The sequence below is a fragment of the Paracandidimonas lactea genome (assembly GCF_021653995.1).
Classification (GTDB): Bacteria; Pseudomonadota; Gammaproteobacteria; order Burkholderiales; family Burkholderiaceae_B; genus Allopusillimonas; species Allopusillimonas lactea.
In genome coordinates, this window is record NZ_JAJJOZ010000001.1 from 670860 (window position 1) to 696425 (window position 25566).

The 25566-nt window shown below is 63.7% G+C and carries 22 protein-coding genes and 1 pseudogene; 4 read left to right on the top strand and 19 right to left on the bottom strand.

Annotated features, from left to right (window positions below; all coding sequences use genetic code 11):
* Window positions 1-47: 47 nt before the first annotated feature.
* The 11 genes from greB to LOL23_RS03185 all read right to left on the bottom strand — a co-directional run bounded on the left by greB (window position 48) and on the right by LOL23_RS03185 (window position 13936).
* Window positions 48-626: a transcription elongation factor GreB gene (gene greB / locus LOL23_RS03135; protein ID WP_160982572.1), complete on the bottom strand. Its 579-nt coding sequence runs from the start codon at window positions 624-626 to the stop codon at window positions 48-50.
* Between the two features lie 64 nt (window positions 627-690).
* On the bottom strand, window positions 691-1521 hold the full coding sequence (locus LOL23_RS03140; RefSeq protein ID WP_160982570.1) for a 3',5'-nucleoside bisphosphate phosphatase: 831 nt from the start codon (window positions 1519-1521) through the stop codon (window positions 691-693).
* A gap of 156 nt (window positions 1522-1677) precedes the next feature.
* Window positions 1678-2625, bottom strand: coding sequence for an alpha/beta fold hydrolase (locus LOL23_RS03145; RefSeq protein WP_237173143.1), 948 nt, complete (start codon window positions 2623-2625; stop codon window positions 1678-1680).
* 128 nt (window positions 2626-2753) lie between these two features.
* Window positions 2754-4166, bottom strand: coding sequence for a dihydrolipoyl dehydrogenase (lpdA, locus tag LOL23_RS03150; RefSeq protein ID WP_237173144.1), 1413 nt, complete (start codon window positions 4164-4166; stop codon window positions 2754-2756).
* A gap of 8 nt (window positions 4167-4174) precedes the next feature.
* Window positions 4175-5695, bottom strand: coding sequence for a dihydrolipoamide acetyltransferase family protein (locus tag LOL23_RS03155; RefSeq protein ID WP_160982566.1), 1521 nt, complete (start codon window positions 5693-5695; stop codon window positions 4175-4177).
* A 2-nt stretch (window positions 5696-5697) separates the two neighbouring features.
* The gene (locus LOL23_RS03160) at window positions 5698-6789 is read right to left on the bottom strand and encodes an alpha-ketoacid dehydrogenase subunit beta (RefSeq protein WP_160982564.1); all 1092 of its coding nucleotides are present in this window, start codon (window positions 6787-6789) and stop codon (window positions 5698-5700) included.
* Window positions 6790-6791: 2 nt separating this feature from the next.
* Window positions 6792-8027: a 3-methyl-2-oxobutanoate dehydrogenase (2-methylpropanoyl-transferring) subunit alpha gene (locus LOL23_RS03165; RefSeq protein ID WP_160982562.1), complete on the bottom strand. Its 1236-nt coding sequence runs from the start codon at window positions 8025-8027 to the stop codon at window positions 6792-6794.
* A 208-nt stretch (window positions 8028-8235) separates the two neighbouring features.
* Complete coding sequence (locus LOL23_RS03170) at window positions 8236-10893, bottom strand: DNA internalization-related competence protein ComEC/Rec2 (RefSeq protein WP_237173145.1); 2658 nt, start codon at window positions 10891-10893, stop codon at window positions 8236-8238.
* 217 nt (window positions 10894-11110) lie between these two features.
* Window positions 11111-11929 carry a TatD family hydrolase gene (locus LOL23_RS03175; RefSeq protein WP_160981641.1) on the bottom strand — a complete coding sequence of 273 codons (819 nt, stop codon included), beginning with the start codon at window positions 11927-11929 and terminating at the stop codon, window positions 11111-11113.
* Window positions 11930-11958: 29 nt separating this feature from the next.
* Entirely contained in the window at window positions 11959-12672 is a 714-nt protein-coding gene (gene lolD, locus LOL23_RS03180) for a lipoprotein-releasing ABC transporter ATP-binding protein LolD (RefSeq protein ID WP_160981643.1), read from the bottom strand.
* Window positions 12665-13936 (bottom strand): lipoprotein-releasing ABC transporter permease subunit, encoded by a 1272-nt coding sequence (locus LOL23_RS03185; protein ID WP_160981645.1) that lies wholly within the window; start codon window positions 13934-13936, stop codon window positions 12665-12667. Before LOL23_RS03185 ends, lolD begins: the two co-directional genes overlap by 8 nt.
* Before the next feature lie 39 nt (window positions 13937-13975).
* On the opposite strand from LOL23_RS03185, the gene LOL23_RS03190 reads away from it, so the two are divergent.
* Both LOL23_RS03190 and recJ read left to right on the top strand, forming a co-directional pair.
* Window positions 13976-14902: a hypothetical protein gene (locus LOL23_RS03190; protein ID WP_160981647.1), complete on the top strand. Its 927-nt coding sequence runs from the start codon at window positions 13976-13978 to the stop codon at window positions 14900-14902.
* Entirely contained in the window at window positions 14884-16584 is a 1701-nt protein-coding gene (recJ, locus tag LOL23_RS03195) for a single-stranded-DNA-specific exonuclease RecJ (protein ID WP_237173197.1), read from the top strand. The genes LOL23_RS03190 and recJ overlap by 19 nt, the downstream gene beginning before the upstream one ends.
* Window positions 16585-16752: 168 nt before the next feature.
* On the opposite strand, the gene LOL23_RS03200 is transcribed toward recJ, so the two are convergent.
* Both LOL23_RS03200 and LOL23_RS18945 read right to left on the bottom strand, forming a co-directional pair.
* Window positions 16753-17271: a VOC family protein gene (locus tag LOL23_RS03200; RefSeq protein WP_237173198.1), complete on the bottom strand. Its 519-nt coding sequence runs from the start codon at window positions 17269-17271 to the stop codon at window positions 16753-16755.
* A 33-nt stretch (window positions 17272-17304) separates the two neighbouring features.
* Window positions 17305-17775: pseudogene (locus tag LOL23_RS18945) on the bottom strand (YybH family protein); the annotation flags it as partial.
* 162 nt (window positions 17776-17937) lie between these two features.
* On the opposite strand from LOL23_RS18945, the gene LOL23_RS03210 reads away from it, so the two are divergent.
* On the top strand, window positions 17938-18621 hold the full coding sequence (locus LOL23_RS03210; protein ID WP_160981651.1) for a winged helix-turn-helix transcriptional regulator: 684 nt from the start codon (window positions 17938-17940) through the stop codon (window positions 18619-18621).
* Between the two features lie 110 nt (window positions 18622-18731).
* Here LOL23_RS03210 and LOL23_RS03215 read toward each other — a convergent pair whose 3' ends face one another.
* Window positions 18732-19649, bottom strand: a complete 918-nt coding sequence (locus tag LOL23_RS03215) for a DMT family transporter (RefSeq protein WP_160981653.1) — start codon at window positions 19647-19649, stop codon at window positions 18732-18734.
* A 130-nt stretch (window positions 19650-19779) separates the two neighbouring features.
* Here LOL23_RS03215 and epsC point away from each other — a divergent pair, with 130 nt between their 5' ends.
* The gene (epsC, locus tag LOL23_RS03220) at window positions 19780-20703 is read left to right on the top strand and encodes a serine O-acetyltransferase EpsC (protein ID WP_160981655.1); all 924 of its coding nucleotides are present in this window, start codon (window positions 19780-19782) and stop codon (window positions 20701-20703) included.
* Between the two features lie 18 nt (window positions 20704-20721).
* On the opposite strand, the gene LOL23_RS03225 is transcribed toward epsC, so the two are convergent.
* From LOL23_RS03225 to LOL23_RS03245, 5 genes are all read right to left on the bottom strand, one after another.
* A complete protein-coding gene (locus LOL23_RS03225; protein ID WP_160981657.1) occupies window positions 20722-21603 on the bottom strand; it encodes a type 2 periplasmic-binding domain-containing protein in 882 nt (293 codons plus the stop codon).
* Window positions 21600-22373 (bottom strand): ABC transporter permease, encoded by a 774-nt coding sequence (locus tag LOL23_RS03230; protein WP_160981659.1) that lies wholly within the window; start codon window positions 22371-22373, stop codon window positions 21600-21602. The genes LOL23_RS03225 and LOL23_RS03230 overlap by 4 nt, the downstream gene beginning before the upstream one ends.
* Window positions 22374-22386: 13 nt before the next feature.
* Window positions 22387-23382 carry an ABC transporter substrate-binding protein gene (locus LOL23_RS03235; RefSeq protein ID WP_160981661.1) on the bottom strand — a complete coding sequence of 332 codons (996 nt, stop codon included), beginning with the start codon at window positions 23380-23382 and terminating at the stop codon, window positions 22387-22389.
* Window positions 23383-23537: 155 nt separating this feature from the next.
* On the bottom strand, window positions 23538-24344 hold the full coding sequence (locus LOL23_RS03240) for an ABC transporter ATP-binding protein (RefSeq protein ID WP_160981663.1): 807 nt from the start codon (window positions 24342-24344) through the stop codon (window positions 23538-23540).
* A 212-nt stretch (window positions 24345-24556) separates the two neighbouring features.
* Window positions 24557-25312: a peroxidase-related enzyme gene (locus tag LOL23_RS03245; protein ID WP_237173146.1), complete on the bottom strand. Its 756-nt coding sequence runs from the start codon at window positions 25310-25312 to the stop codon at window positions 24557-24559.
* Between the last annotated feature and the right edge of the window lie 254 nt (window positions 25313-25566).

Sequence of the window (25566 nt, forward strand, 5' to 3'; positions counted from 1 at the left end):
GGCAAAAGGAGGACTGGACCCGCCATTTTACCTGTTTAAACGCCGCCCTACCCGTTTGTGCCAGGGCTCTCGGGCTCAGGATAACTGACTTCCAGGATATCGAGTTCGTCCATGCCTGCGGGGGTGCGCAGCGTGACCGTGTCGCCTTCGCGCGCCTTGATCAACGCGCGCGCCACCGGCGAGATCCAGCTGATGCGGCCCCGCAGCGGCTCGGCCTCATCCACGCCGACGATCGTGACGCGAAAGACCTCACCCTTGCGGTCGCTATATTCGACCGTGGCGCCGAAAAACACCTGGTCGCGGTTGGGCTGCAACGCCGGATCGACCACCTCGGCCTGCTCCAGGCGTTTGGTCAGGAAACGCATGCGACGGTCGATTTCGCGCAGCCGCTTCTTGCCGTACAGGTAATCGCCGTTTTCGGAACGATCGCCGTTGGAAGCGGCCCAGGACACAATCTGGACGACGTTGGGCCGCTCTACATTCATCAGTTCGGCCAGCTCCGCCCGCAGCTTTTCGTAGCCCTGGCGCGTCATGTAGTTGCGCGTACCCTGGGGCAGCGCGACGGCGTCGGGGCCCAGGTCGTCATCGTCGTCGTTGTCGGATTCTTTGACAAATGCCTTGTTCATGGTACTGATATGCGAATCGTGCCCCGGCGCCGCGACTGAGCGGGCTGCCAGAAGCGTATAAAAATCAGATCCAGTCGTGCCAGACGGGGGTGAGCCCCGCAGGCAGCGGCGGAATGCCGCCTAGATCGGCCTTGCCCTCCCGCGGGCTGTGGAAATCGGAACCGGCGGACGCCATGAAGCCGTATACGCGCGCCACCCGCGCGTATTCGATGAATTGTTCGGCTGTGTGGCTGCCGGTTACAACCTCGATGCCAATGCCGCCAGCCTCTTTGAACTGCGTGTAAAGGGCATCGAACTGAAGCGGTGTGTATTGGTAGCGCCCAGGGTGTGCAATGACCGCGCGCCCACCCGCATCGACGATCCAGCGCACGGCGTCGTTCAGGCTGGACCAGTGCATGGGCACATAGCCCGGACGCCCATCGCCCAGGTATTTGTCGAACACCTCTTGCATGGTCTTGCAATAGCCTTGCTGCACCATGAAACGCGCGAAGTGCGTACGGCTGATCAGGTCGGGGTTGCCGACGTACTCAAGCGCCCCATCATAGGCCCCCTGCACACCGAGCTCTTCGAGACGCTGTGCCATCTTGTGGGAGCGCACCGCCCGGCCACCTCGTATGGAGGCCAGGCCGTTGTTCAACGGTTCATTGTCGACATCCACATTAAGGCCGACGATATGCACGGTATGCCCGCACCAGGTGACGGAAACTTCAACCCCGTCGATGTAATGCATGCCCAGCGCCTCGGCTGCCTCGCGCGCCTCTGCCTGGCCGGAGAGCTCATCGTGATCGGTGAGCGACCACAGCTCGACGCCGTTTTGATGCGCGCGCGCAGCCACCGCCGCCGGCGCGAGTACGCCGTCGGACATCAGGGAATGGCAGTGCAGGTCGACCTTCAAATGTGCTCCAGTGTTGAATTCTTAGTTTACAAGAGACGGGGCGCGCCTGCGCGGCGGGCCCTACCGTGTGGACGAGCCTGCCGCTGACGGAGACAACGAGGCGGCAAGCGTGACGACGAGATGCACCTGCGTGACGGGCAGGCACGGCGGGCGGTGCTAAGCCAGCAAAAACGCCTCGATCGGTGCAATCTGCGCTGTGTCGCGCAGCGTGGGTGCGTGGCCAACCCCTGCCACCGTGTGCAGCTGCGCATTTGGATTGCGGCGCAGCATCTCCTGCGCGGTCTGCTCCGTCAGGAGATCAGATTTTTCGCCACGCATGATCAGCACTGGCTGCTGAATGCTTTCATAAGCCTGCCACAGCATCACTTCAGATGCCTCGAGCGAGGCGGGGTTCTGCAACGCGAACGGCTCTGCGATGCGCAAATCGTAGTGCTGCACCCAGCGGCCACCTTGAGGCAGGAATACATGGCGGGTGAGATCTTCCCAACCAGCCCTGTCGTGCAGACCGAAACCCTCAGAAACGCTACGCACGTAATCGACGGCCTCGTCGAAGCTGCCAAACACCCTGGGCTGGCCAACATAAGCGGCAATGCGCGCCAGCCCCGCAAGATCCAGCGTGGGCCCGATATCATTGAGCACATAGCGGCCCACAGGCAGCATGAGGTCGCCAGACAAGCCCTCACCCGGACGTTCGGGGCGCAGCGCACACGCCAGCGCCATGCCGCCTGCCATCGCCATGCCGATCAACCCGCCCATGGACGTACCTACCCAGTCAAGCTGCACGGGTCGCAAGCGTGCAATCAACGCGAGAACATCGGCCACATATTGGGGAACGACATAATAGGCGGGGTTGACCAGCCAGTCGGATCGCCCCCGGCCCACGATATCCGGGCACACCACACGATAATGCGCCGCCATGCGCCGCGCCAGATAATCGAAGTCACGACCTGTGCGCGTCAGGCCATGCACGCACAGCAGCACCCTGTCATTGCCAGGATCGCCCCATTCCCAATACGCCATGCGGTGCAGGCCGGCTGGGCTGGCGCACACCACGTAGTCGAGCCGCGGCTGGGCGGCGAGGTCCAATCGTGCAGGTACTGTCATGAAGGCTCGCGAAGAAATGAAGAAATCAAGGAGGGGATTGCAGCGCACCAGAACAAAAGCAAATTGATTGTACGTCCAGAGCGGGAACGCACTGTTTGCCGCGCGGCGTCTTGCGCGATAGTGCGCCCTCACACATGCAGTGCGTGGCCCAGCGCGCGCAGCGCGGCTTCCTGCACGGCCTCGCCCAGCGAGGGATGAGCATGGATAGTACCGGCCACGTCTTCGAGCCGCGCGCCCATTTCCAGCGACTGCCCGAATGCGGCGGCCAGTTCGGAAACGCCCCGCCCCACCGCCTGCCAGCCCACGATGAGGTGGTCGTCCCGCCGGGCCACCACACGCACGAAGCCGCCCGATGACTCCAGTGTCATGGCGCGGCCGTTGGCAGCGAAGGGGAATGCCGCGCTGATGCAGTCCAGTCCTGCGATCCGTGCTGCCTCAGGGCTCAAGCCGGCGGTCACCACTTCTGGGTCGGTAAAACACACGGCCGGTATCGCTGCGGGTGCGAAACGGCGACGACGGCCCGCGATAATCTCGGCCACCATCTCGCCTTGCGCCATGGCTCGATGCGCCAGCATGGGCTCGCCGGTAAGGTCTCCAATCGCCCACACATCGCGCATCGATGTGCGGCATTGATCGTCCACCCTTACCGCGCGGCCATCCATATCCAGCCCAAGGCTTTCCAGTCCGAAGCCAGCTATGCGAGGCCGTCTGCCCACCGCAACGAGAACCTTGCCGACGTGGAGTGTCTCGCTCTGCGGATCTTTACCCGCCGCCATATCGACCCGTTCGATCAAGAGGCCGCCGCGCGCGTCCAGGCCGCGCACGGCGCTGTTCAGATGCATGGTCACTCCTAACTGGCGCAGCGCGTCGGCCACGGGCTTGCCAAGTTCGGCGTCGTAGGCCGGCAAAATGCGTTCACGCGCCTCGACGATATGAACCTCGACGCCGAGCTTGCGATAGGCCATGCCCAACTCCAGGCCAATGTAGCCGCCTCCCACCACGGCGAGGCTGGACGGCAGAGATGGAGGAGACAGCGCCTCGGTGGAGGAAATCACAGCCCCGCCAAACGGCAGCCCGGGCAGTTCGACGGGCTCGGAGCCCGTTGCCAGCAGTAGATGGTCGCAATGAATGTGCAGGTCGCTGCCTTCGTGGCGCATTTCGACTGTCTTGCCGTCGATGATGCGCGCCGTGCCTCGCAGCACCCGCACACCCTGCTTCTTCAGCAGTGCGCTCACGCCACCCGTGAGGCGTTTGACGATACCGTCCTTCCAGGCAACCGTACGTGCGATGTCGATCGTGGGCTTGCCGCCCGTCTGTATGCCCAGCACAGAGGATTCGCCATGATTGGCAACGGCATGAAACTGCTCAGCAGCATGGATCAGCGCCTTGGACGGGATACAGCCTATGTTAAGGCACGTGCCCCCCACCGCCGCCGATTCGACCACCGTAACCGGTATGCCCAGCTGGCCGGCACGGATAGCGGCCACATAGCCGCCGGGCCCCGCGCCGATGATCAACAGCGTCGTAGAAAATGATTGCATGCCGCCCCCTATTCGACAAACAACAGGGCCGGGCATTCGAGGCAGCCGCGTATCCGCTGTATGAACTGCGCCGCATCCATGCCGTCGACCACCCGGTGATCGAACGACGAGGATAGATTCATCATCTTGCGCGCCACGACGGCGCCCTGGAGGATGACGGGCCGTTCAACGATGCGGTTCACCCCCACAATCGCTACCTCGGGGTAGTTGATGACGGGCGTGGACACCAGCCCGCCCAGCGCCCCCAGGCTGCTGAGTGTGATGGTGGACCCGGTGAGTTCGTCGCGAGAGGCGCGGCCGCCGCGCACCGCTTCCGCCAGCCGCGCGATTTCTGCGCTGCAGGCCCAGACATCCATGGTTTCGGCATGTCGCAGCACCGGCACCATCAACCCCGCATCCGTCTGCGCTGCCACCCCCAGGTGCACGGCGCCATAACGCGTGACAATACCGCCGTCGTCGTCATAGCGGGCGTTGATATGCGGAAAATCGCGCAAGGCAACAACGATGGCGCGGGCCAGGAAAGGCAGCAGCGTCAAACGGCCGCGCTGGCCCCCCCATTGGGCGTTCATGCGCGTTCGCAGCGCCTCGAGCTCGGTGACATCCACTTCTTCGACGTAGCTGAAGTGCGGAATGCGGCGCTTGGATTCCTGCATGCGCTCGGCAATTTTGCGCCGCAGCCCCACCACCTGCACCTTCTGTTCGTCGTCTCGGCGGGCATAGCCGCGCGCGCCGCTGGCCGGCGCGGCAGCCCCGCCCTGCGCGCGAGCCAGATGGCGATCGATGTCCGCATGCGTGATCTGCCCCGCAGGGCCGGTGCCGGCGACGTACTGAAGTTCCAGCCCCAGATCCCAGGCTCGCTTGCGTACTGCCGGCGAGGCCAGGGGCCTGCCGCCGTGCGGGCGGGCCGGCAGCTCCGTCGCCCCGGAAAGCGCGGGCACTGCCGCCGCCGCACGGGGTATCGCCATCGTGCCCGCGCCGCTCTGTGCGCCGCCAATTGCTGGGGCAGCCCTATCGCCGCGCTCCGGCGCTGCTGGCGATGCGGCTTCATTGCCAGCCACGCCGCTCGCCGACGCGCCAATACCGCCATCGTTTGGAGATAAGCGTGATACCGCTGCCCCCACATCGCGCGCACCCTCTTGATCCCTGGGTGCAGCATCCCCTGCGCCCGGAGCTTTCGCCTCCGCCGCAGGAGGGGCAAAAGCCTGTACCTCAGCGCCGGCCGCCGCCGACGGTACCGCCGCCGCGTGGCCCCGCTCCCGATCGCGATGAAGGTGCTCGTTGCCCTCGCCTTCGACCTCAAGCCGGATAAGCTCCGCCCCCACAGCCATCACCTCGCCCACCTTGCCGCCCAGCGCGGTCACTGTGCCGTGCACTGGGGACGGAATCTGCACCGTAGCCTTGTCCGTCATGACGTCGGCCAGCACTTGGTCTTCGGTCACCGCGTCGCCCGGTTTTACATGCCATTCGACCAGTTCAACCTCGGCAATGCCTTCACCAATGTCCGGCATCTTGATGATATGCACGCCCATGGTTATTCCCCCCTCCCACTGGTGGGCGCAAACCCGCTTCCAGGGCGCCCGGGGGACTCATCCATCACCTTGCGAAAAGCATTGCCCACCCGAGTGGGGCTGGGAAAATACGCCCATTCGTGAGCATGAGGGTACGGTGTGTCCCACCCCGCGACGCGCTCAATGGGTGCTTCAAGGTGGTAGAAGCAGTGCTCCTGCACCAGTGTGGCCAGCTCCGCGCCAAAACCGCTGGTCTGCGTGGCCTCGTGCAGCACCACACAGCGGCCCGTCTTGCGCACCGAGGACACGACGGTGTCGATGTCCAAGGGCCAAAGGCTGCGCAGGTCGATGATCTCGGCATCGACGCCCGTTTCGCGGGCCGCAACCTCGGCCACATACACCATGGTGCCGTAGGTGAGCACAGTGAGATCCGCCCCCTTTCGGAAAACGGCGGCCGATTCGAGGGGGATTGCGTAGTAGCCTTCGGGCACATTGCCCAAGGGATGCTTGGACCAGGGCACCACGGGCTGGTCGTGGTGGCCGTCGAAGGGCCCGTTATACAGACGCTTGGGTTCCAGGAAGATAACAGGATCGTCGCACTCGATGGCGGCAATCAACAGGCCCTTGGCATCGTACGGATTGGACGGCATAACGGTACGCAGGCCGGTAACATGCGTAAACAACGCCTCGGGACTCTGGCTGTGCGTCTGCCCACCATAGATGCCGCCGCCGGACGGCATGCGTATCGTGAGCGGCGCAATGAATTCGCCTGCCGAACGGTAGCGCAGCCGCGCCGCCTCGGACACGATCTGGTCCGTGGCTGGGTAAAAATAATCGGCGAACTGGATCTCGACGACGGGCCGCAGGCCATAGGCCCCCATGCCGACCGCCGCGCCGACGATGCCGCCCTCCGAAATCGGGGCATCGAATACACGTGTTTTGCCGTACTTGGCCTGCAAGCCTTCGGTGCAGCGGAACACGCCGCCGAAGTAGCCAACGTCCTGGCCAAAGATCACGACGTTTTCATCCCGCGCCAGCATTACATCCATGGCAGAACGCAACGCCTGGATCATGGTCATGGGCCGCGACTGGGTACCGCTTGTGTGCTCGCTCATGATTACACCCCCGCCTGCTGGCGCTGGCGCCGCAAATGCCAGGGCATGTCTTTGTAGACATCTTCAAACATGGTGGCCACGCTGCTCGCCTGGCCGTTGGCCAGTGTGCCGTGCGATTCGGCTTCCTTCTGCGCCGCCACGACTTCAGCCTCGATCTCTTTCTGCACTTGCTTGTGTTCCTCGGCCGACCATGCCCCGATCTGTTTCAGGTGCTGCGCCAGCCGCTCGATGGGATCGCCCAGCGGGAATCGCGACCAGTCATTGGCGGGCCGGTACTTGGAAGGATCGTCGGACGTAGAGTGCGGGCCGGCGCGATAGCTGACCCATTCGATCAGCGTGGGGCCCAGGTTGGCGCGCGCGCGTTCGGCGGCCCATTTGGACACCGCGTGCACGGCCAGGAAATCGTTGCCATCGGCTCGGAGCGACACGATGCCTGTACCGATGCCGCGCGCGGCAAACGTGGTGGCTTCGCCGCCCGCCAGTGCCTGGAAGCTGGAAATGGCCCACTGATTGTTGATGACATTCAGGATGACCGGCGCCTGGTACACATGGGCAAAGGTAAGCGCCGTCTGGAAGTCGGACGCGGCCGTCGCCCCGTCTCCGATCCATGCCGATGCAATCTTGGTGTCACCCTTGATTGCCGAGGCCATGGCCCAACCCACTGCCTGTACGAATTGCGTAGCCAGGTTGCCGGAGATGGAGAAGAAGCCGTAATCGCGCATGGAATACATCACAGGCAGTTGACGGCCTTTGAGGCGATCTTTGTCGTTGGAGAACAGCTGGCACATCATGTCGACCAGCGGCACACCCTGCGCGATCAGCAAGTCTTGCTGGCGGTACGAGGGGAAACACATGTCGCCCTTGCGCAGCGCCAGGATCTGCGCCGTGCCGATGGCTTCTTCACCGAGGCTCAGCATGTAGAACGACATCTTTTTCTGCCGCTGCGCAATCAGCATGCGCGCATCGTAAATGCGTGTCTTGATCATGGATTTGAGGCCATGCCGCAGCAACTCGGTGTCGATGGCCGGCTCGGCCCAGGGGCCTACCGCCGTGCCCTCATCATCCAGTACGCGGATCAGCGTATAGGCCAGGTCGGACGTATCGTGCACCGAGGCATCCAGCGCAGGCTTGCGCGCTTCGCCGGCCGGCGCCAGCCTGAGATAGGAGAAATCGGTAGCGTGGCCTGGACGGCCGGAGGGTTCCGGCACATGAAGCCGGAGAGGTTTTGTTTGTCTCATGGTTCGCTTCTGAAAACATCTTGTGGAAAATTTTCGATGCTGTTTTTGTGCCTGGCGCGGGCCCCCGCGGCGCTGAACGCTGTGAAGCAAACCCCGTGCCGGGCGTAGCCGCCTTGTGGGCGGCATAAGATCATGATCGCCGATTCAGGGGCGATAAGCAAGCCTGCGCGAGCGGTGCGGCGATAGCGCCGCGCGATGTCCTGCACCCCTAAGATCCGCCCCAGTATGTCCCGCGGCGTGCTCGCGCACTGATCGCCGACAAGGCTCCCTTCGACGACTGGATGCTGATCGCGCCATCGCTATCGGTGCGCCAGAAGTGTGCACCCACTGCTTCCCAACGACGCTGCACATAGGGGCTGGGGTGACCGTGGGGGCTCCAACGACCTGCCTGAGCGATGACGTGGGCGGGTCGGGTAGCATGGACCAGCATGATGCTCGATGATGACGCTGAACCGTGATGCGGTGCCATGACCACATCGATGCCGCCGAGGCCGGCATCAATCAGCCGCCGCTCCTGGCGAGCGCCGATATCGCCGGTGAGCAGCGCAGTATGGTGGGGGCCGCGAATGCGAAGCACGCAGCTACTCGCATTGCGGGACTGCGGCAAGGCGTCGGGCCACAGAAAGGTGAATTCAACCCCGTCGACGACCCATGCCCTGCCCCGCTCGCAACGTGCCGACCGTACCGGCATGCGCGCGGGCGCTGCCGGGTGCACTGCATCGGGCAGATCAAAAGACGCATAGGACTGCCCCACCTCAACGCCCTGCAAGACGCTGTGCAAACCGCCCGCATGGTCTGAATCGGCGTGCGATACCACCAGCACATCCAGCCGCCGCACACCAGCGGCACGCAGAAAAGGCAGCACGATACGGGCGCCGTCATCGATGCCGCCATGATGGGCGCCGCCAGTGTCGAACAGCAAGGTCTGGCTGGCGGTTCGCACGACAATTGCGCCCGCCTGCCCGACGTCCAGCGCATCGAGCCACCAGTCGCCGTGCGGCGGCCGCTCGGCGCGCCAGCACAATGCCGGCAATACAAGCAACCATGCCGCCCGCCGCAGCGGCGGCCCATATGGCGCGACGGCAAGCGCGATGCCCGCCAACGCCAGCGGTAAGGTCCAGAATGGCGCGGCGGCAGCAGGCAAACTGGCGACCGGCAACGCGGCCAGCCATGCGGTGGGCGCCATGACGGCCTGCAGTACGCCATGCCCGATGGCAGCGAAGACGCCGGCCACAGGCCCGGCGCCTGGTATCAGCGAGGCGGCGGCGCACAGCAGCGATAGCGGCGTGACAACCACGCCGATGAGCGGAATCGCGTAGGCGTTCGCCAATGGCGATACCAGCGATATCTCGTGAAACTTGAGTGCCAGTGCCGGCATCAAAGCCACCGACACCGCCAGTTGCAGGGATATTGCAGCTACCACGGCCCGCCGCCAGCGCAGCATGCGCGATGGGGGCGCCAGGCCAATGGCCATCCCGCGCCATTGGGTGCTGGTCAGCAGTACCGCTACCGCGCCGAAAGACAGCCAGAAGCCGCTGGCCAGCACAGCCCACGGGTCCAGCAAGACGACAAAAAGCGCTGCCAGGCAGACGATGCGCGTACCTGTGACCGGCACGCGCAGCACGTATGCAATAGCGACCACGGCCAGCATCAAAAAGGTGCGCCGCGCCGGCACACCCCACCCGGCCAACAGGCAATAACACCAGGCCACGGCCAGCGCCGTCCAGGCCGCTGGCAGGCGAGCAGGCAGCCGTTCAGCCAGCAGCCTGCCGCGCCAGCGCAGGCGCCGGGCCAGCCAATACACGGAGAGCCCGCCCAGGGCGGCGATCATGGTGATGTGAGAGCCGCTGATGGATACCAGATGTGTGATGCCGCTACGGTTGAAGACCTGCCAGTCGCCCGTCTGGATACTGGCCTGATCCCCCACAGCGAGCGCCAGCAGCACGCCGCCGTAGCGCTGCCCCGACAGGTGCGGCAGCATCGCGGCGCGTACCGCATGGCGCGCGCGCTCGGCCAATACTTCCAGGCTGGCAGCGGGGTGGTCCGCCAACAGCACCGGCTTGCCCCGTACGGTCGCCGTGGCACGCACGCCGCGCGCAAACAGATGGCCTTCCTGGTCGAAGCCATGCGGGTTGCGAGCGCTCCAGGAACGCCGCAGCCGCAGCGCCATACGCCACACTTGACCAGGGCGCGGCGCCGACCACTCACCTTGCCGCTCACGCGGAAGGCGACTGAGGGCATGCCCATGCCCGGCGGACTTAGCATCCCGCCCCCCACCGCTGGGGCCAGGACTGCGTGCGGCGGCTTGCAGAGCAAGCGCCTTGCCAGCCGCGCTGGAAGTGGAAGCAGGCCGTCCCGCAGGCACGGCAAGCGGCCAGTTGACCATGATCCGTGAGGGCACGCCGCCGGGCCGCGCATCCAGGACACGCGCTTCGAACTGAATGCTCTGGCGATCGACGCGCGGCAGCGTCACCACCTGCAGTGTGACGCGCGAGACGCGGTCGTCATTGACGGGCGCCAGCGCATCCGCAAGCCGCAACTCCGCGCGCCAACTGGCGTATGAGACGCCCAGCGCCAGCGCCCACGCCAACAATAGAAGCATATGCAGCAGGCGCCCCACACTTTGACGACGACGGCGCGCCTGCCTGCCACGCCGCCGCCCCCCTGCTCTTCGGTCATCCCGCGACCCGTCTGCCGGTTGTTCGCCGAAGGTGGCCCATGCGCGCCGCGCAACAATGATGACCAGCGAGATAAGCAAAAGCGCCGCGAGCCCACGCAGAATCGCACCCTGCGACGGCAAGGCCGGTAAGCCATGCACAATGCAGTTGCCCGCGACAAACGCCAGTATCCATGCCCGCCCGCTCATCCGCCTGCTCCCGCCAGTTGCTCGGCCGTCGAGCATAGCGGGCGCCCACACTGGTTGGGCGCCAACGCGGCGCGAATGTCATAGCGCGTTTGCAGCATTGCGCAAGCGATACGTCAACCAGCACACACCCTGCGCAATCTTGGCAGTACCTGCCCAAGGCTGCTGCCAGCATTATCTCGTCGCCAGAATCCGCGCAACAACGTGGCTGTACGAGCCCTCAGCGCGCCAGCGCGCCGCCCAACCGCGGCAACACGCGGCAGGCGTTCTGCCCGGTTTGCGTGATGATGTCGTCGCGGCCTGTGCCGCGCAGCTCGGCCAGCGCATCAGCCACGCCGCTGACTTCGGCGGGCTCATTGCGCGCGCGCGATGCGCCGGGCGCCCCCAGCCAGGCGGGCGGGATATCCGGCGCATCCGTTTCGAGCACCAGTGCATCGGCAGGCAATTGCGCAGCCAACCGTCGTATCTGTAGCGAGCGCGGAAACGTCATGGCACCGCCCAGACCCAAAGCGAAACCCTGGTCGATAAAATGCCCCGCCTGCTGAAAACTGCCGTTGAAGGCATGGGCAATCCCCCCCACACCCGACACGCGCCGCAGATGCTTCAGAATCTGGTCCTGTGAACGCCGCACATGCAGCAGCACTGGTAAGCCATGGCGCTGGGCAAGCGCCAGCTGCGCCGCGTAGAAATCTTCCTGCTTGCGCGCCATGTCGTTCTCGCGCAGGGCCGGGATAAAGAAATCCAGCCCGATTTCGCCGATGGCAACAAAACGCCGGTCGGCCAGCGCCTGCTCGACACGCAGAGCAAGCAGATCGAGGTCTTCAAGGCGTGCCTGCGGAATACACACGGGATGAATGCCCAAGGCATAGCTTCCGCCATCGAAGGCATGCGCCAATACGCGCACCGCATCGAAATTGACGCGACCGATGGCGGGGATAACAATGCCGGCCACACCTCGCAGCTGGGCTCGATGCAGCACCGCGTCGCGGTCCGCATTGAACTCGGCCGCATCAAGATGGCAATGGGTGTCAATGAGCATCGGCGCCTCCGGGGCCAGGCCCACAGGCATCAGGCCAGATTGAGCGGGACAGTTTCAGGGTCGATGAGCAGCCCTTTTTCCATACTAAGCTGGCGGTGCGCCAGCGCTGCCAAGGCCGGGTCGTGCGTGACAATGGCAAATGCCGTGCCGAACTCCCGATTGACGCGCACCAAGAGCTCGAACATGGATTCAGCCGTATAGCGATCAAGGTTGCCAGTGGGCTCGTCGGCCAGTACGCAGGTGGGGCGCGTGACCAGCGCCCGCGCCAACGCCACACGCTGGCGCTCGCCGCCCGAAAGCTGGCCTGGGTAGTGCTCGATACGCTGCGCCAGACCCACTTGCTCCAGCACAGCTTGCGCCTGTTCGCGCGCCTTGGCGCGACTGTCACGCCGCACGATGAGGGGCATGGCCACGTTGTCGAGCGCAGAAAACTCGGGCAGCAGATGGTGAAACTGGTACACAAAGCCCAGGTGCGCGTTGCGCAGGCGGCTGCGTTCAGTTTCGGACAAGCCGGCCACCGGTTTGCCATCGACGAACACCTCGCCCGAGGTGGGTTGATCCAGCAGCCCCAGGGTATGAAGCAGTGTGCTCTTGCCAGAGCCCGAGGCGCCTACGATGGCGACCATTTCGCCGTAATCGACGTGCAGGCTGACATCGCGCAGCACCTGGATGGATTCACCGCCCTCGGTGTAGGTCTTGACCAGATTGGACGCTTTCAGCGCGTGGATGCGGGTGTCAGTCATGGCGAAGCACCTGGGCTGGTTGCAGGCTGGACGCGCGCCAGCTCGGGTAGAGCGTGGCCAGCAGCGACAGCACGAGTGAAGTAATGGCGATCGTGACGATGTCGCCCGCCCGGGGATCGGAAGGCAGCTCGCTGATGAAGTAGATCTGTTGCGGCAGAAACTGCACGCCCAGCAGGCGCTCGATGAAGGGGACGATGATATCGATATTGAAGGCGATCAGCATGCCCAGCCCCACGCCAGCCAAAGTACCAATGATGCCAATCAGCGACCCCTGCACCAGGAATATCTTGGCGACCTCGCGCGGGCTGGCACCCAGCGTGCGCAAAATAGCGATGTCGGAGCGCTTGTCCTTCACGGCCATCACCAGCGAAGACAGCAGATTGAAAGCCGCCACCGCCACAATCAGCGCGAGGATCAGGAACATCATGCGTTTTTCTGTTTGCACAGCCGCGAACCAGGTTCGGTTGTTTTCTGTCCAGTCTTGTGCAGACAGGCCGGGCGGCAAGCTCTGGCGCAACTCCTGCGCAACCAGCGGAGCCTGCTGCATATCGGCGATGCGCAGCCGCACGCCGGTTTGCGCACTGTCGCGGAACACTTTGGCCGCATCTTCGTAGTTGATGAACGCCATACTGGCGTCGAACTCGTAGTAACCCGAGGAAAACAGCCCGGTGACGGTGAACTGGCGCATGCGCGGCGCAAAACCCGCCGGCGAAATCGTGCCCTGCGGCGCCAGCACCAGCACCGTGTCGCCCGGCCGCACACCCAGGGACGCGGCAAGGTAAGTGCCCAGCACAATGCCGTAGCTGCCAGGCTTGAGCGAATCGAGCCGCCCGTTGACCATCTGGCCGCCCACATCAGACACTTCGCCCTCGAGCGCCGGGTCTATGCCGCGAACCTGCACGCCGCCCAGTTGTTCGCCCCTCACAATCATGGCCTGCGCGGCGACAAAGGGTGCCGCGCCTCGCACTTCTGGGTTCTGGGCCGCCCGGTCGGCGATCTCCTGCCAGCGCGCCAGCACATCCTGCGGCAGCGTATGGCTGGCGTAAAGTTCGATATGCGGCAGCACCGACAGCATGCGGTCGCGCACCTCTTTCTGAAAGCCGTTCATTACGGATAGCACGACGATCAGGGCAGCGACCCCCAGCGCAATACCCACCATGGAACTGGCGGCGATAAACGACACGAAGCGATCGCCCTTTCCGCCTTTGCGGCGGGATCTGGCAATACCCGCGTACCGTGCCCCTATCCAGAATTCATATGACATCTTTCTGCCACCATTTCCCATAAACACTACAATCGCACCATGCGAATCGTACTACCCGGCGCCTTGCCCGGCCCCCGCGAGGCGGGCGAACTGGCGGCGCATCTTACTACCCACGCGCCGGCCCTGCAGCGCTGGCTGGCCCGCGCCCGGCCCCGCGTGATCAAGGCCAATCCAGCCGACACCGGCTGCCTGCCCCACGAGTACTGGCAATTGTTGGCGCATGGCTTTACGCCCGGCCCTGGCCAGAATTTTGCCACAGGGCTGGGCCCGCTACGCGGCGGCGGCAGCGACCTTGCTCGGCCGGTATGGCTGGCCGAGCTGGTGCACGTGTCGCCCGCGCGCGACGGCGCGGCGCTGCTGCCAGCCCAAGAGCTGGCCATCACGCCAGCGCAAAGTGTAGCCCTGTTCGAATCGGTTCGGCCGCTCTTCGAAGAAGACGGTTTCCACCTTGACGGCGCCGGCGAGCCCTATTGGCAGGTTACTCCGCCGCAAGGCTTCACCCTGCCAAGTGCCAGCCCGGCGCTGGTGGCGATCACCTCGGTAAATGATTGGTGGCCGCAGGATGCCGCCGCGCGCCCGTGGCGGCGTCTGGTCAACGAAATCCAGATGCTGTGGTTCGACCACCCAGTCAACGCCGGGCGCGAGCAGGCCGGCTTGCCACCCATCAACAGCCTGTGGCTGTACGGTGGTGCACGCCGCGATCAGTTGCAGGCGTCCGAGCAGTCCGACGTGCGGGTCGAAGATGCCCTGCTCGCTCCCGCCACGCGGCAAGACTGGCAGGCATGGCTGGCCGCGCTCGCCGCGCTCGACAAACGCCTGTTCAGCGACCCATCGGCGCAAGCGCCGCATGCGCTCGTCCTCACTGGCAGCGACCGCATCATCGAGCTACAACCCGCGCCACAATGGAAGCAATGGCTGCCCGGCAGCCGCGATACATGGAGAAAATGGTGGTCACCCCAACCCTGAGCACGCGTCCCGTCAACCCAGAGGCGACGCGCATCCTTGAGGCGGCCGGCATCCACCCCCTGCTCTCGCGCCTGTGGGCGGCGCGCGGTGTGCGCAGCGCCGACGAAGCACAACATCACTGGCGCGGGCTGCTGCCCCCCAGCCAGCTCACGCACGTGCAGCACGCGGCCGCGCTGCTGGCCGATGCCATCCAGGCACGCAAGCGCCTGCTGATCGTGGCCGACTATGACTGCGACGGCGCCACAGCCTGTGCCGTGGGCGTGCGGGCCCTGCGCGGCATGGGCGCCACCGTCGACTACCTGGTGCCCAACCGCTTCGAAACAGGCTATGGCCTGTCGCCGGCCGTGGTAAGCCTGGCGCTCCAGCATCCGGCGGGCAAGCCCGACATCTTGATCACCGTAGACAACGGCATTGCCAGCATAGACGGCGTGCAGGCTGCCCGCATGGCGGGCATAGAAGTTATCGTCACCGATCACCACCTGCCCGGCGACGCCTTGCCCGACGCACTGGCGATCGTCAATCCCAATCAGCCGGGCTGCGGCTTTCCGTCCAAGAACCTGGCGGGGGTGGGCGTCATTTTCTATCTGATGCTGGCGCTGCGCGCCGAATTGCGCGCGCGCGGCATTTTCCCCCCCGACGGCGGGCCGCGTCTGGACCAGCTCGCCGACCTGGTGGCGCTGGGCACTGTGGCGGACGTCGTCAAACTTGATGCCAACAACCGTCTGCTTGTCACCCAGGGCTTGGCCAGGATGCGCAGCGGGCGCATGCAGCCCGGCCTGCGGGCGCTGTTCGCGGTGGCCGGCCGCGAGCCGCGCCAAGCCAGTGGCTTCGACCTGGGTTTCGCGTTGGGCCCCCGTATTAATGCCGCCGGGCGACTGGCTGATATGAGCGTGGGCATTGAATGCCTGATCACAGACGACGAAGGCCGCGCGCTGGCATTGGCGCGGCAACTGGACGACATGAATCACGAACGGCGCGGGATCGAAACCACGATGCGTGAAGAGGCCCTGGCCGCCATCGAGGCCAGCAGCCCGACAATAGGCGCCACGGTCTGCGTGTACCACCCTGAATGGCACCAGGGCGTGGTGGGCCTGGTTGCCTCGCGCCTGAAGGAAACCTATTGGCGCCCCACGCTGGCCTTTGCCCGCGCCGACAGCGGCGAGTTGCGCGGTTCGGGGCGCTCCATCCCCGATGTGCACTTGCGCGACGTGCTCGATCTGGTGTCCAAGCGCCATCCCGGCATCATCCTGAAGTTTGGCGGGCACGCAATGGCGGCTGGCCTCACTCTGCGCGAGGACGCCTATGCACTATTCACGCGCGGCTTCGATGAGGCAGTGCTCGAGCTTACGGGGCGCGACAGCTTCGAGCCAGTGATTGAAACCGATGGTTCGCTGGAAAGCGGCTACGCCAACGCCGAGGTGGCGGGCATGCTGCAGCAACAGGTATGGGGGGCGGGTTTTCCTGCGCCGGTGTTCCGCGATCGCTTCCTGGTGCGCCAGCAGCGTCTGCTGAAAGACAAACATCTGAAGCTGACACTGGAGCGCGACTACCAGCGCTTCGATGCGATCTGGTTCAACCACAACGCAATGCTGCCCGAGTATGCCGACGTGGCATACCGGCTGGACCAGAATGTCTGGAACGGGGTTGTGTCGGCGCAATTGATCATCGAATATGCCTGCTGAAGGGCATTTGACGCTTTGGTAATGCATAACAGCGACGAGCGGCTGCCGCAAGCATCCCGCCAGAAAACGCCCGGCGGTCGGTAAGATTACTGACCACCGGGCGTTTTGATGCGCAGCGTAATCGCCGCGCCTGATCCATAAAAACGCTTATTACTTGCTACTTGCCGCTCACTGTTTGCCCTGGGCGAACTCCGCCATCATCTTGCGCCCGCCCTCGGCGATCTCTTCGGGGCTCAGGTCGCGCTGATGTGTCGCGATCGACCAGCGATGACCAAAAGGGTCTTCGACCTGGCCGTAACGATCACCCCAGAACATATCCGCCGCGGGCATGAGCACCGTACAGCCCGCCTTGGCGGCTTTCTCGATTGCCGCATCCACATCCGTCACGTACAAATGCAGGGTCACGGGTGTGCCGCCCAGGGTGCTGGGCGCTTTCGAACCGGCACATTGCGGCATTTCGTCAGTCAGAAAGACTGTCGACCCCGCTACTTGGATCGCCGCATGCATGATTTTGCCGTCGGGCCCTTCCAAGCGTCCGCCTTCTTCCGCGCCAAACGCCTTTTTGTACAGGTCGATTGCCTTGGCCGCGCCATCAATCACCAAGTGCGGGGTGATAGTGTTCATGCCCAGCGGTATGGGGCGCACCGCTTGTTTGCCATCGGCTTCGTCCGGCGTAAGTTCCCACATGCCGCGGCCGGTAGCCATGTCGATGGGCACCGAGAAATGCTCATGCGTCACCATCCAGCCGCCCGCCGCATGGCGATACGTGGTCGTCATGCGGGAGTATCCCCCCTCGCCCAAGCTGCCGTCCTGGTTCTTCATGGCGCAGCGCACGATGGCATGCGCCACCGCTAAATCGCCTTCCACCTGTATATCCAACTCATGCGGCGTCAAGTCCAGAATGCCTGGGCACATGCCCAAACACATCTTCCAGTGGTCCTGATAAGCCTGCCGGCCCTTGAACTGCAAGGCCTGAATGGCATCGAAGGCGATCACGCCCGGTGCATAGTGCGCCATGATCTGGCCGATATCCTTCTTGCGCACGGCGGCGCACCAGCTCTTGATGCGCGCCTCGACTTCCGCCCGTGCGATGTTACTTGCTGCGGTGTCCATAATGCCTGCCTCCTGGTGGGAAGAATCACGCCCGCGCCGGGTGCCGGCACGCTCTCGTGGTGCCGCCATAGCCGCCATACGTCATGCGCCGGCTGTGTCTTTGGCGGTCACATCAATTTATCACCAGTTAGTCCTAAATAACAACCACGCAGTCCTTTAAAAGAAGTAACATGATATGATGTTACAGATCCGTGATGGCAGGCTGTCATCTCGGTGCCCCCATCCAGATGTTCGAACACTATGGCAACAAAACGCAGCTACGATGATTTTTGCGCCGCAGCGCATGCCCTGGATATTGTCGGTGAACGATGGGCCTTGCTGATTGTGCGCGAACTGCTGCTGGGCCCGCGGCGCTTCAGCGATCTGCGGGCCGGCTTGGTATCGATCAGCCCCAACGTGCTCACCCAGCGCCTGGGCGAATTGGAATCGGCCGGTGTCATCGAACGACGCAAACTCGGCCCACCGGCTGGGGTGTGGATTTATGCACTTACCCCCTGGGGCCAAGAACTCGAGCCCATTCTTCTGCGCCTCGCGCACTGGGGTGTGCGCTCGCCAGCCTTTGCACGTGGCAAGCCAATCAGCGGCGACTCACTGCTGCTCTCCTTCAAGGCCATGTATCACGCCCCACCAGCGGGCGGCTCGCCCGTCCACATCCAGTTGCTTATTGACGGCCAGGCGTACTGGGCCAGCATCGATGCTGACGGCATAACCGCCCTGCGGGGCCACGCAGGCAGCCCGGTAGACGCCACTGTGGAAGCCGGCACGCCGGTGCTGCTGCGGCTGGCATACGGTGGCGCAGACCCCCAGGCCATGGCTATGCAAGGCGCACTGCGCTACACGGGCAGCCTGAATGCACTGCGCCGATTCTTCTCGGCCTTTCGGCTGCCGGAACAAATCGAACCAATGCTCCACGGCGGCCGATGACGGGCAAGGGCCCGCCAAGGTAACGGCACCCGTCCGCAACCCCATGCGGCGCAGACAGGCGTATCGGCCCGGTGCAGCGCTTTACTGGTGCGCGTATGCTGCCGGGCGCATCACGGCCCCGTTGGCCGCCTTATGCGCGAAGACATCACAATCCCACCGACTATCAGCGCAAATGCCACCGCATGATAGCCCCGCGGCGCCTCGCCCAGAAACGCGGACGACAGCAGTGCCGCGAACAACGGCATCAGGTTGGCAAAGAAAGCCGCCGTTGCAGGCCCAACCCGCTGCACGCCCACACCCCAGGCCCGGAACGCCACGATCGCCGGCCCGATCGACACATACAACAGCCCCAATACCACCGGCCATCCCCAGACGATCTTCGCATCGGTAAGCGTCCACTCCCCTGCCGTCATCAAGGCTGACCAGCCAACGCCGTATACAACTTGGGCCGTCAAGAACCCCGCCCAGTTTTCGCGTATGGCGGCTGGGTCGCCCGGCTGCGCCAGCAGCCAGCTATAAAATGCCCAGACAATGGTCGCCACGATCATGAACAGGTCGCCCGCCACGAAACGCAGCCGCAAAACCTGACCCCAATCGCCATGGCTGAGCACAACCAACACCCCCAGTACAGACAGCGCCGCTCCGGCCAACTGGCGCCCATGCACAGGCGTGCGAAAAAACACCACACCGATAGCCAGCATCCAGATCGGCATGCTGGCGCCCACCAGCGTCACGTTGATAGGCGTGGACGTATGCAGCGCCATATACTGCAGCGCGTTGTACAGCCCAATACCGAGCAAGCCAAGCAGCAGATAACGTTTGCGCTGCAGCCAGAGCCCACTGCCCTTGCGGTATATGGCCCGCGCGGGCACCGACAAAATCGCCAGCGCAATGGTCCAGCGCAGGAAATTGAGCGTGACGGGCGGGATGAGGTCGTAAATGATACGGCCAACGACGGCATTGCCTGCCCAAAGCAGCGGCGCCAGCACCAGCAGCGCGGCAGTGGCGGGCGTGAGTTTTTGATTCATAAGGAAACGGCAAAGACGAACAGGCGGCCCAAGGCCGCCAAAGCGCTATGGTAGCGCATAGGGCGCCGGCGACTTGGTATCATATTTATTTGCTTGTACGCGCCTGCACGGCGCCGGGAGTCTTCGCCACATGGCTGTGTTCAACATTCAACCCATTGTTTCTTCCCTGAATGCAATTCGTCAGCAATGGCGCGACGCACAGCGTCGCTCGCGCGAGCCCGGCGGGCGTGAATTTCCGTCGCCACAGGCCATCGCAGCCATCCTGACCGACCTGAAAGGCGTGCTGTTTCCTATGCGCCTGGGTCCGCTCGACCTACGCCAGGAAAGCGAAGACTTCTACATCGCCCATACGCTGGATTCGGCCTTGCACGCGCTGTTGGCGCAAGTGCGCCTGGAGCTGCACTACCAAAACCGTCTGGCGCCGTTGGACGAAAATAATCTGGAAGCCCGCGCCGTGGAGGCGGTACAGTCATTTGCCGAGGTACTGCCCGACATGCGCAGCCTGCTCGACAGCGACGTGCTGGCAGCCTATCAAGGAGACCCCGCGGCACGCAGCGTCGACGAAGTGCTGTTGTGCTATCCCGGGGTGCAGGCCATGATCCACCACCGCATCGCCCACCAGTTCTACAAACAAGGCCTGCCGCTGCTGGCACGCATGGCGTCCGAGCTCGCTCACTCCGCGACCGGCATCGACATCCACCCAGGCGCACAAATCGGCCGCAGCTTCTTTATTGATCACGGCACGGGCGTGGTCATCGGCGAAACCTGCATCATCGGCGAGCGTGTGCGCATCTATCAGGCCGTCACGTTGGGCGCCAAGCGCTTCCCGGTGGGTGCCAATGGTGAGTTGCAGAAGGGGCTTCCGCGCCACCCTATCGTCGAAGACGATGTCGTTATCTACGCTGGCGCAACCATCCTGGGCCGCGTCACATTGGGCCGCGGCTGCACCATCGGCGGCAATGTCTGGCTGATCGACGATGTGCCGCCGGGCTGCCACGTCACGCAGGCAGAGTTCACCGGCACTCGCCCCTGCGATCCGGCCGCAGAGGTCTGAATCACCGCCGCCCAAGGCTCAATGGCAGTCGGGCACGTTTTGATCCAGGTATACCTCAAAGGCGATATCCCGGGCGCGTGCATCCGCGCGTTTGGCAAAAAAACCTTGCTGGCGCCAGTGCTGCGCCAGCGCGCGCGCTGCCTCCCCGGCACGGGGGGCATCGTCGCGCACCATAAATACCAGCCGTGCCGCCGGCCCGGGCGGTAACGTGGCTGAAAACTTTTTCCACTCGGGTAGCTTGAGCAATGGGCGCAGCATGGCTTCGTCGTGAACCGCCGCATCGCAGGTGCCCACGCGCAGCGCCAACAGCGAATCCGCCGGCGCCCGCATCACGTTGACATGCGCGCCATATTGGCTGGCGAGCCAGCCCGCATACCGCCCGCCTTCGGCCACGCACACCGTTCGGCCTTGCAACTGCTGCCACGATTTGATGTCGGTATCGCTGCGCAATATGGCCATCGGACGCGATTCATAACCGGTAGGCACAAGCACCATACCGGCTTGAACAGCCCCATCCACCGCGCCTATCGCCGTACCCGCGCCGCGGACGGCCTGACCGGCCGGAACGTAGGCCAGCACGGCATCGGCCTGCTCACTGGCCAACACGCGCGAAGCGCCCTCCGCCTGCACCTGCAGCGCATGCACCGCTGCGCGGCCCAGCGACTTGGCCCATGCCTGCGCGAGCTCTGCATCCAGCGCGGCAGGTGTGCGTACCTTGGATCCCCCCACAAAAGGGGGTATCACGTATTGCATGCCTACACGCAGCGGCTCAGGGGCGGACGCGGCGGACGTGGCGTGCACGACGCCGCCGGCCCACAACAGGCCCACCGCCAACCCGGCGGCGGCAGCCACAGCAGCACATGGCAAGGCCAGCCCGCGCATGATTCGACCCCCGCTCAAACGTACTGATAGCGCAGCACGCGGCGCTTCAGGTTTTCGAGTACCACCTGATCAATCAGTGTGGCCAGCACGGCGATTGTCAGGATATTGGCCATGACGCCAATCATGTCGGCGGTTTCGCCTGAATAGGCCAGCGCGCGGCCCAAGCCCTGCCCGAAACCAATCAGCATCTCAGCCGAAATCAGCGCGCGCCAGGCATTGCCGAAGGCCAACTGGGCGCCGGTGATCAGTTCGGGCATCACCGCCGGCAGGTACACGCGCCGTATCATGTCCCAGCGGCTCGCCCCCATCACGCGCGCGGCTGAAACGTGCACATTCAACACGCTCTCCGTGGCATTCATCACTGACAGCGCCGCAGGAAAGAACGCCGACAGCGCCACCACCACAATGATGGGCACATTGCCAAAGCCCATCATGATGAGAAACAGCGGCACCCATGCAATAGACGGAATGGATTGCAGGATGATGATGGCGGATTTCAATACTTCGCGGAAGAAATACAGGATGCCGCCCACGAGGCCAAAGCCTATGCCGAATGCGAGCGCAGCCACATAGCCCACGCCCAGCCTCCACAGGCTGCCAGAAAGCTGCGCCTGGAAGGCGGATGAGCCGATGTCCTCACCCAGGCGGCCGATGACGGTGGGCACGCCTGGCATTAGGAAATCAGGCAGTATCCATGCCATCACCTGCCAGAACAGCAGTATGGCGGCGACAGCAATAATCATGGCCAGCCTTTTCAGCGCTGGGGAAAGTCGGGTGGGTGTGCTCATCTAAACAATTACCTTACAGCTTGCGTGCTTGTTGCCATTCCAGATCGACAATCTTGCTCACGTCAAAGGGCTTGCCATCTTTGGTCTTGAGCGCGCCCTGGCCTTGCATGATGTCGGCGATTTCCTGCATGCGCTTCATGTCGGCATCAGTAAGCTTGGGGGTGAAGGTCTGGGTGGCAATCGCTTTGCTGATGACCTGCTCACGCGGCAGCTCGCCCTGCTTGAGCGTCTTGAGTGTGGGCTCGGCAATGAAATAGCTGGCGATCAGTTTCGCGCCCTCATCGGGCTTGTTCTTCAGCAATTCGATAGCCTCGGCTTGGGCGTCGAGCGACTTCCACACGTCGTCCTTGCGCTTTTCCAGCGTGCTGCCGGACGTAATCACAACCATGCACGGGAAGGGCCATACTTCACCAATCTCGTAAATCTGCTTCACGGGTGCGATAAGCTGCGCAATGCTGGCCTGAGGCTCAAACAAGAAGGCAGCATCGACGCGCTTACCCACCAGCGACTGCACCGCCACTTGCGGGCTCACGCCCAAAATCGAAAGGTCTTCCGGCGTCAGGCCGGCATTCTTGAGCACCACGCCGCGCAGCACCGTGTCTGCCGTGCTGCCTTCTTTTTGCGAGGCAAGCGTGTGCCCCTTGAGATCTTCGACCTTGTTGATGCCGGCATCCTCGCGCACCACGATGGAGTGATAGCCGTTCTGCGCCCCGCCTACGACCTTGAGATCAGCGCCACGCGACGACCACGAAGCCGCGTTGGTGAAACCCAGCACGCCGGTATCCAACTGGCCGCCAACGATGGCCTTGATCAGATCAGTACCCGACTTGAATTCAACCAGTTCGACGTCCAGCCCATGCTTTTTGTAGAAGCCGCCCTCGTAGGCGGCGATCGCCTGAGCGTCATCCATCACGCGCAGATAGCCGATCTTGAAGGTATCGGCGGCTAACGCCTGGCCGGCCAACGCAAATGCTGCCACCACGGGCAGCAGAAAACGGGAAAGCTTCATAATGGTCAACTCCATGAGGCGCACCCGACGGGTGCGCAAATACGAAAAACTCTAGTACGCCGAATGCGTCGGCGCTGAGTGCCGGGCCCCGGGGCGGTTCGGCACAAAGGCCCTCTAGGAATGCGGCAGCGCGCTGGCGCCCCGCGCCCGACGGCTTAAGCCGCGACGGCGACGTCTCTGAACACAGACGTTGCCCGTGCGGGCGTGGTCTTGGCGGGCGCCGTACTCTCGTGCACGTCGATGCCCAGCAGTTCCAGGATCTCGCGCCGCATCGGGGCGAATTCAGACAGGTCGTGGGACTTCTCGTGCTGCGTGAGGTTGAATTCTTTAAGCACGCGCGCCGGGCGCGGACTGAACACCAGGATGCGGTCAGCCAGGAACAAGGCCTCGTCGACATCGTGCGTCACCAGCAGCACGGTGGGCCCCGCTTCGCGGATCAGCGTGCGCAGGGCATCCTGCAACGTCATGCGCGTCAGTGCATCGAGCGCGCCGAAGGGCTCGTCGAGCAACAGCGTCTTGGGGTGAGAGATAAAAGCCCGTGCGAGCGCTGCGCGCTGACGCATGCCACCCGACACCTGATGCGGGAAGTAATCCTCAAAACCCTGGAGGTTGACTTTTTCCAGCCAGGCGAACGCCTCGCGGCGCGCGACGCGCTTGTCGCGCTTCTGGAACTCGAGTGCCAGCGCGACATTCTGCGCCAGCGTGAGCCAGGGATAGAGCGCGTTCTCCTGGAACATCAACATCCGTTCCGGATGCGCCCCCTTGATCGGCTTGCCGTCGGCCAACAGTGAGCCGCCACTGGGCTGTTCCAGGCCTGCCACCATATGAAGCAAGGTGGATTTGCCGCAACCGGAGGGGCCGACCAGCGCCACCAACTCTCCGTCGCCGATATCGCGCGAAAAGTCCTGGATAACTTCCAGACCGGAAAATTGCTTGGCTATATTCTTGAACGACAGTTTCATGGCAGCTCGATGACTTCAATGGTTATATCGAACTGTACTTTTGCGGCAAATAGCGGACAAGAATTTTTACGCTCTTTGTTTATAACCAATAGACATAAAAAAGTGCAGTATGCAGTGTCCCGGCAGGGCATCCATGCCGGGACGGCGTGCCATGCGGGTACGACCATGATCAGCCCGCGCTGCCTGCCTGCCAGCCGACAGCGTCTATCTGCTTACTGTGGCGGCTGGAAGGGTATTGGCCGATTCATACCGTGGTATTCGGGGTTGGGGATCATGTCCGTGGCGATCGCCATACGGTTGGACATATTGAAGAAGCCCACTGTGTCGGCCAGATCGAAGATATCTTCATTGTTCAGCCCCACCGCGCGCAGCGCCTCACGATCGGCCTCGACCACCTGCTCGGGCGTCTTGGTCAACTTCCAGGCAAAATCCAGCATAGCTCGCTGTCGGGCGTCCAACGGCGCAACGCGGTAATTCATTACCATCATCTCGCCCAACTGCGGGTCGCCAGACAGCGCGCGCACGGCCTGCCCATGCGCCACCAGACAGTAATAGCAATGATTGGCGCTGGACACGACCACAGCCACCATCTCGCGCTCGAGCTTGCTCAGGCCCGAGGGTGCCAGCATGAGCTCGTTGTACATCGCCATGAAATTGCGCAGTTTGTTCTGCTTCAGGCTGTAGGCGGACAGTACATTGGGGACCAGCCCCAGCTTGTCGACGCATTTCTGGAACACTACCTTGATGTCGTCGTCAAGTGTCGCGGGATCGGAAACGCCAAGGGCGGATATATGGTCGGGTTGAGGCATCGCTGTCATCTCCTGGCCGTCGGCGCTTGCGCGCCGGCAACTGCTTTTATATGGATTGCGTTCTGCGCCACCCCAGCGGCAGCGTGGGAAGCTGCGCACGGCGGCAGCACCCATGATAACCGCAGTGGCGCGCTGCGCCGTGGCAACTTGCCCCGGCATCAATGGCCCCTCCGCCCACTCGCATGCGCACGCCCCCGCCCTTTCAGCGCCTTGCTCCTCCAGAACTGCGTGCCACCTGCTTCTCACCACGCGGCCTCAGACGCTCGGACTTCTAATAACCATGCCTGTCAGCGTGCCTAACGGGCACGCACGCGCGCCGCGCGTTACGATGTCATCTGGCGGCACTGTGCCACCCGGCGCACGAGGCTGCGCCGTATACGGCCTCCTCTCCAAGGCCATCCTGCCCGGCCCGA

Coding starts and splice junctions, on each gene's coding strand:
- greB (WP_160982572.1), bottom strand. CDS start 626: ATGAACAAGGCATTTGTCAAAGAATCCGACAACGACGACGATGACGAC.
- LOL23_RS03145 (WP_237173143.1), bottom strand. CDS start 2,625: ATGACAGTACCTGCACGATTGGACCTCGCCGCCCAGCCGCGGCTCGAC.
- lpdA (WP_237173144.1), bottom strand. CDS start 4,166: ATGCAATCATTTTCTACGACGCTGTTGATCATCGGCGCGGGGCCCGGC.
- LOL23_RS03155 (WP_160982566.1), bottom strand. CDS start 5,695: ATGGGCGTGCATATCATCAAGATGCCGGACATTGGTGAAGGCATTGCC.
- LOL23_RS03160 (WP_160982564.1), bottom strand. CDS start 6,789: ATGAGCGAGCACACAAGCGGTACCCAGTCGCGGCCCATGACCATGATC.
- LOL23_RS03165 (WP_160982562.1), bottom strand. CDS start 8,027: ATGAGACAAACAAAACCTCTCCGGCTTCATGTGCCGGAACCCTCCGGC.
- LOL23_RS03170 (WP_237173145.1), bottom strand. CDS start 10,893: ATGAGCGGGCGGGCATGGATACTGGCGTTTGTCGCGGGCAACTGCATT.
- LOL23_RS03175 (WP_160981641.1), bottom strand. CDS start 11,929: ATGCTCATTGACACCCATTGCCATCTTGATGCGGCCGAGTTCAATGCG.
- lolD (WP_160981643.1), bottom strand. CDS start 12,672: ATGACTGACACCCGCATCCACGCGCTGAAAGCGTCCAATCTGGTCAAG.
- LOL23_RS03185 (WP_160981645.1), bottom strand. CDS start 13,936: ATGTCATATGAATTCTGGATAGGGGCACGGTACGCGGGTATTGCCAGA.
- LOL23_RS03190 (WP_160981647.1), top strand. CDS start 13,976: ATGCGAATCGTACTACCCGGCGCCTTGCCCGGCCCCCGCGAGGCGGGC.
- LOL23_RS03200 (WP_237173198.1), bottom strand. CDS start 17,271: ATGTGGGAACTTACGCCGGACGAAGCCGATGGCAAACAAGCGGTGCGC.
- LOL23_RS03210 (WP_160981651.1), top strand. CDS start 17,938: ATGGCAACAAAACGCAGCTACGATGATTTTTGCGCCGCAGCGCATGCC.
- LOL23_RS03215 (WP_160981653.1), bottom strand. CDS start 19,649: ATGAATCAAAAACTCACGCCCGCCACTGCCGCGCTGCTGGTGCTGGCG.
- epsC (WP_160981655.1), top strand. CDS start 19,780: ATGGCTGTGTTCAACATTCAACCCATTGTTTCTTCCCTGAATGCAATT.
- LOL23_RS03230 (WP_160981659.1), bottom strand. CDS start 22,373: ATGAGCACACCCACCCGACTTTCCCCAGCGCTGAAAAGGCTGGCCATG.
- LOL23_RS03235 (WP_160981661.1), bottom strand. CDS start 23,382: ATGAAGCTTTCCCGTTTTCTGCTGCCCGTGGTGGCAGCATTTGCGTTG.
- LOL23_RS03240 (WP_160981663.1), bottom strand. CDS start 24,344: ATGAAACTGTCGTTCAAGAATATAGCCAAGCAATTTTCCGGTCTGGAA.
- LOL23_RS03245 (WP_237173146.1), bottom strand. CDS start 25,312: ATGCCGGGGCAAGTTGCCACGGCGCAGCGCGCCACTGCGGTTATCATG.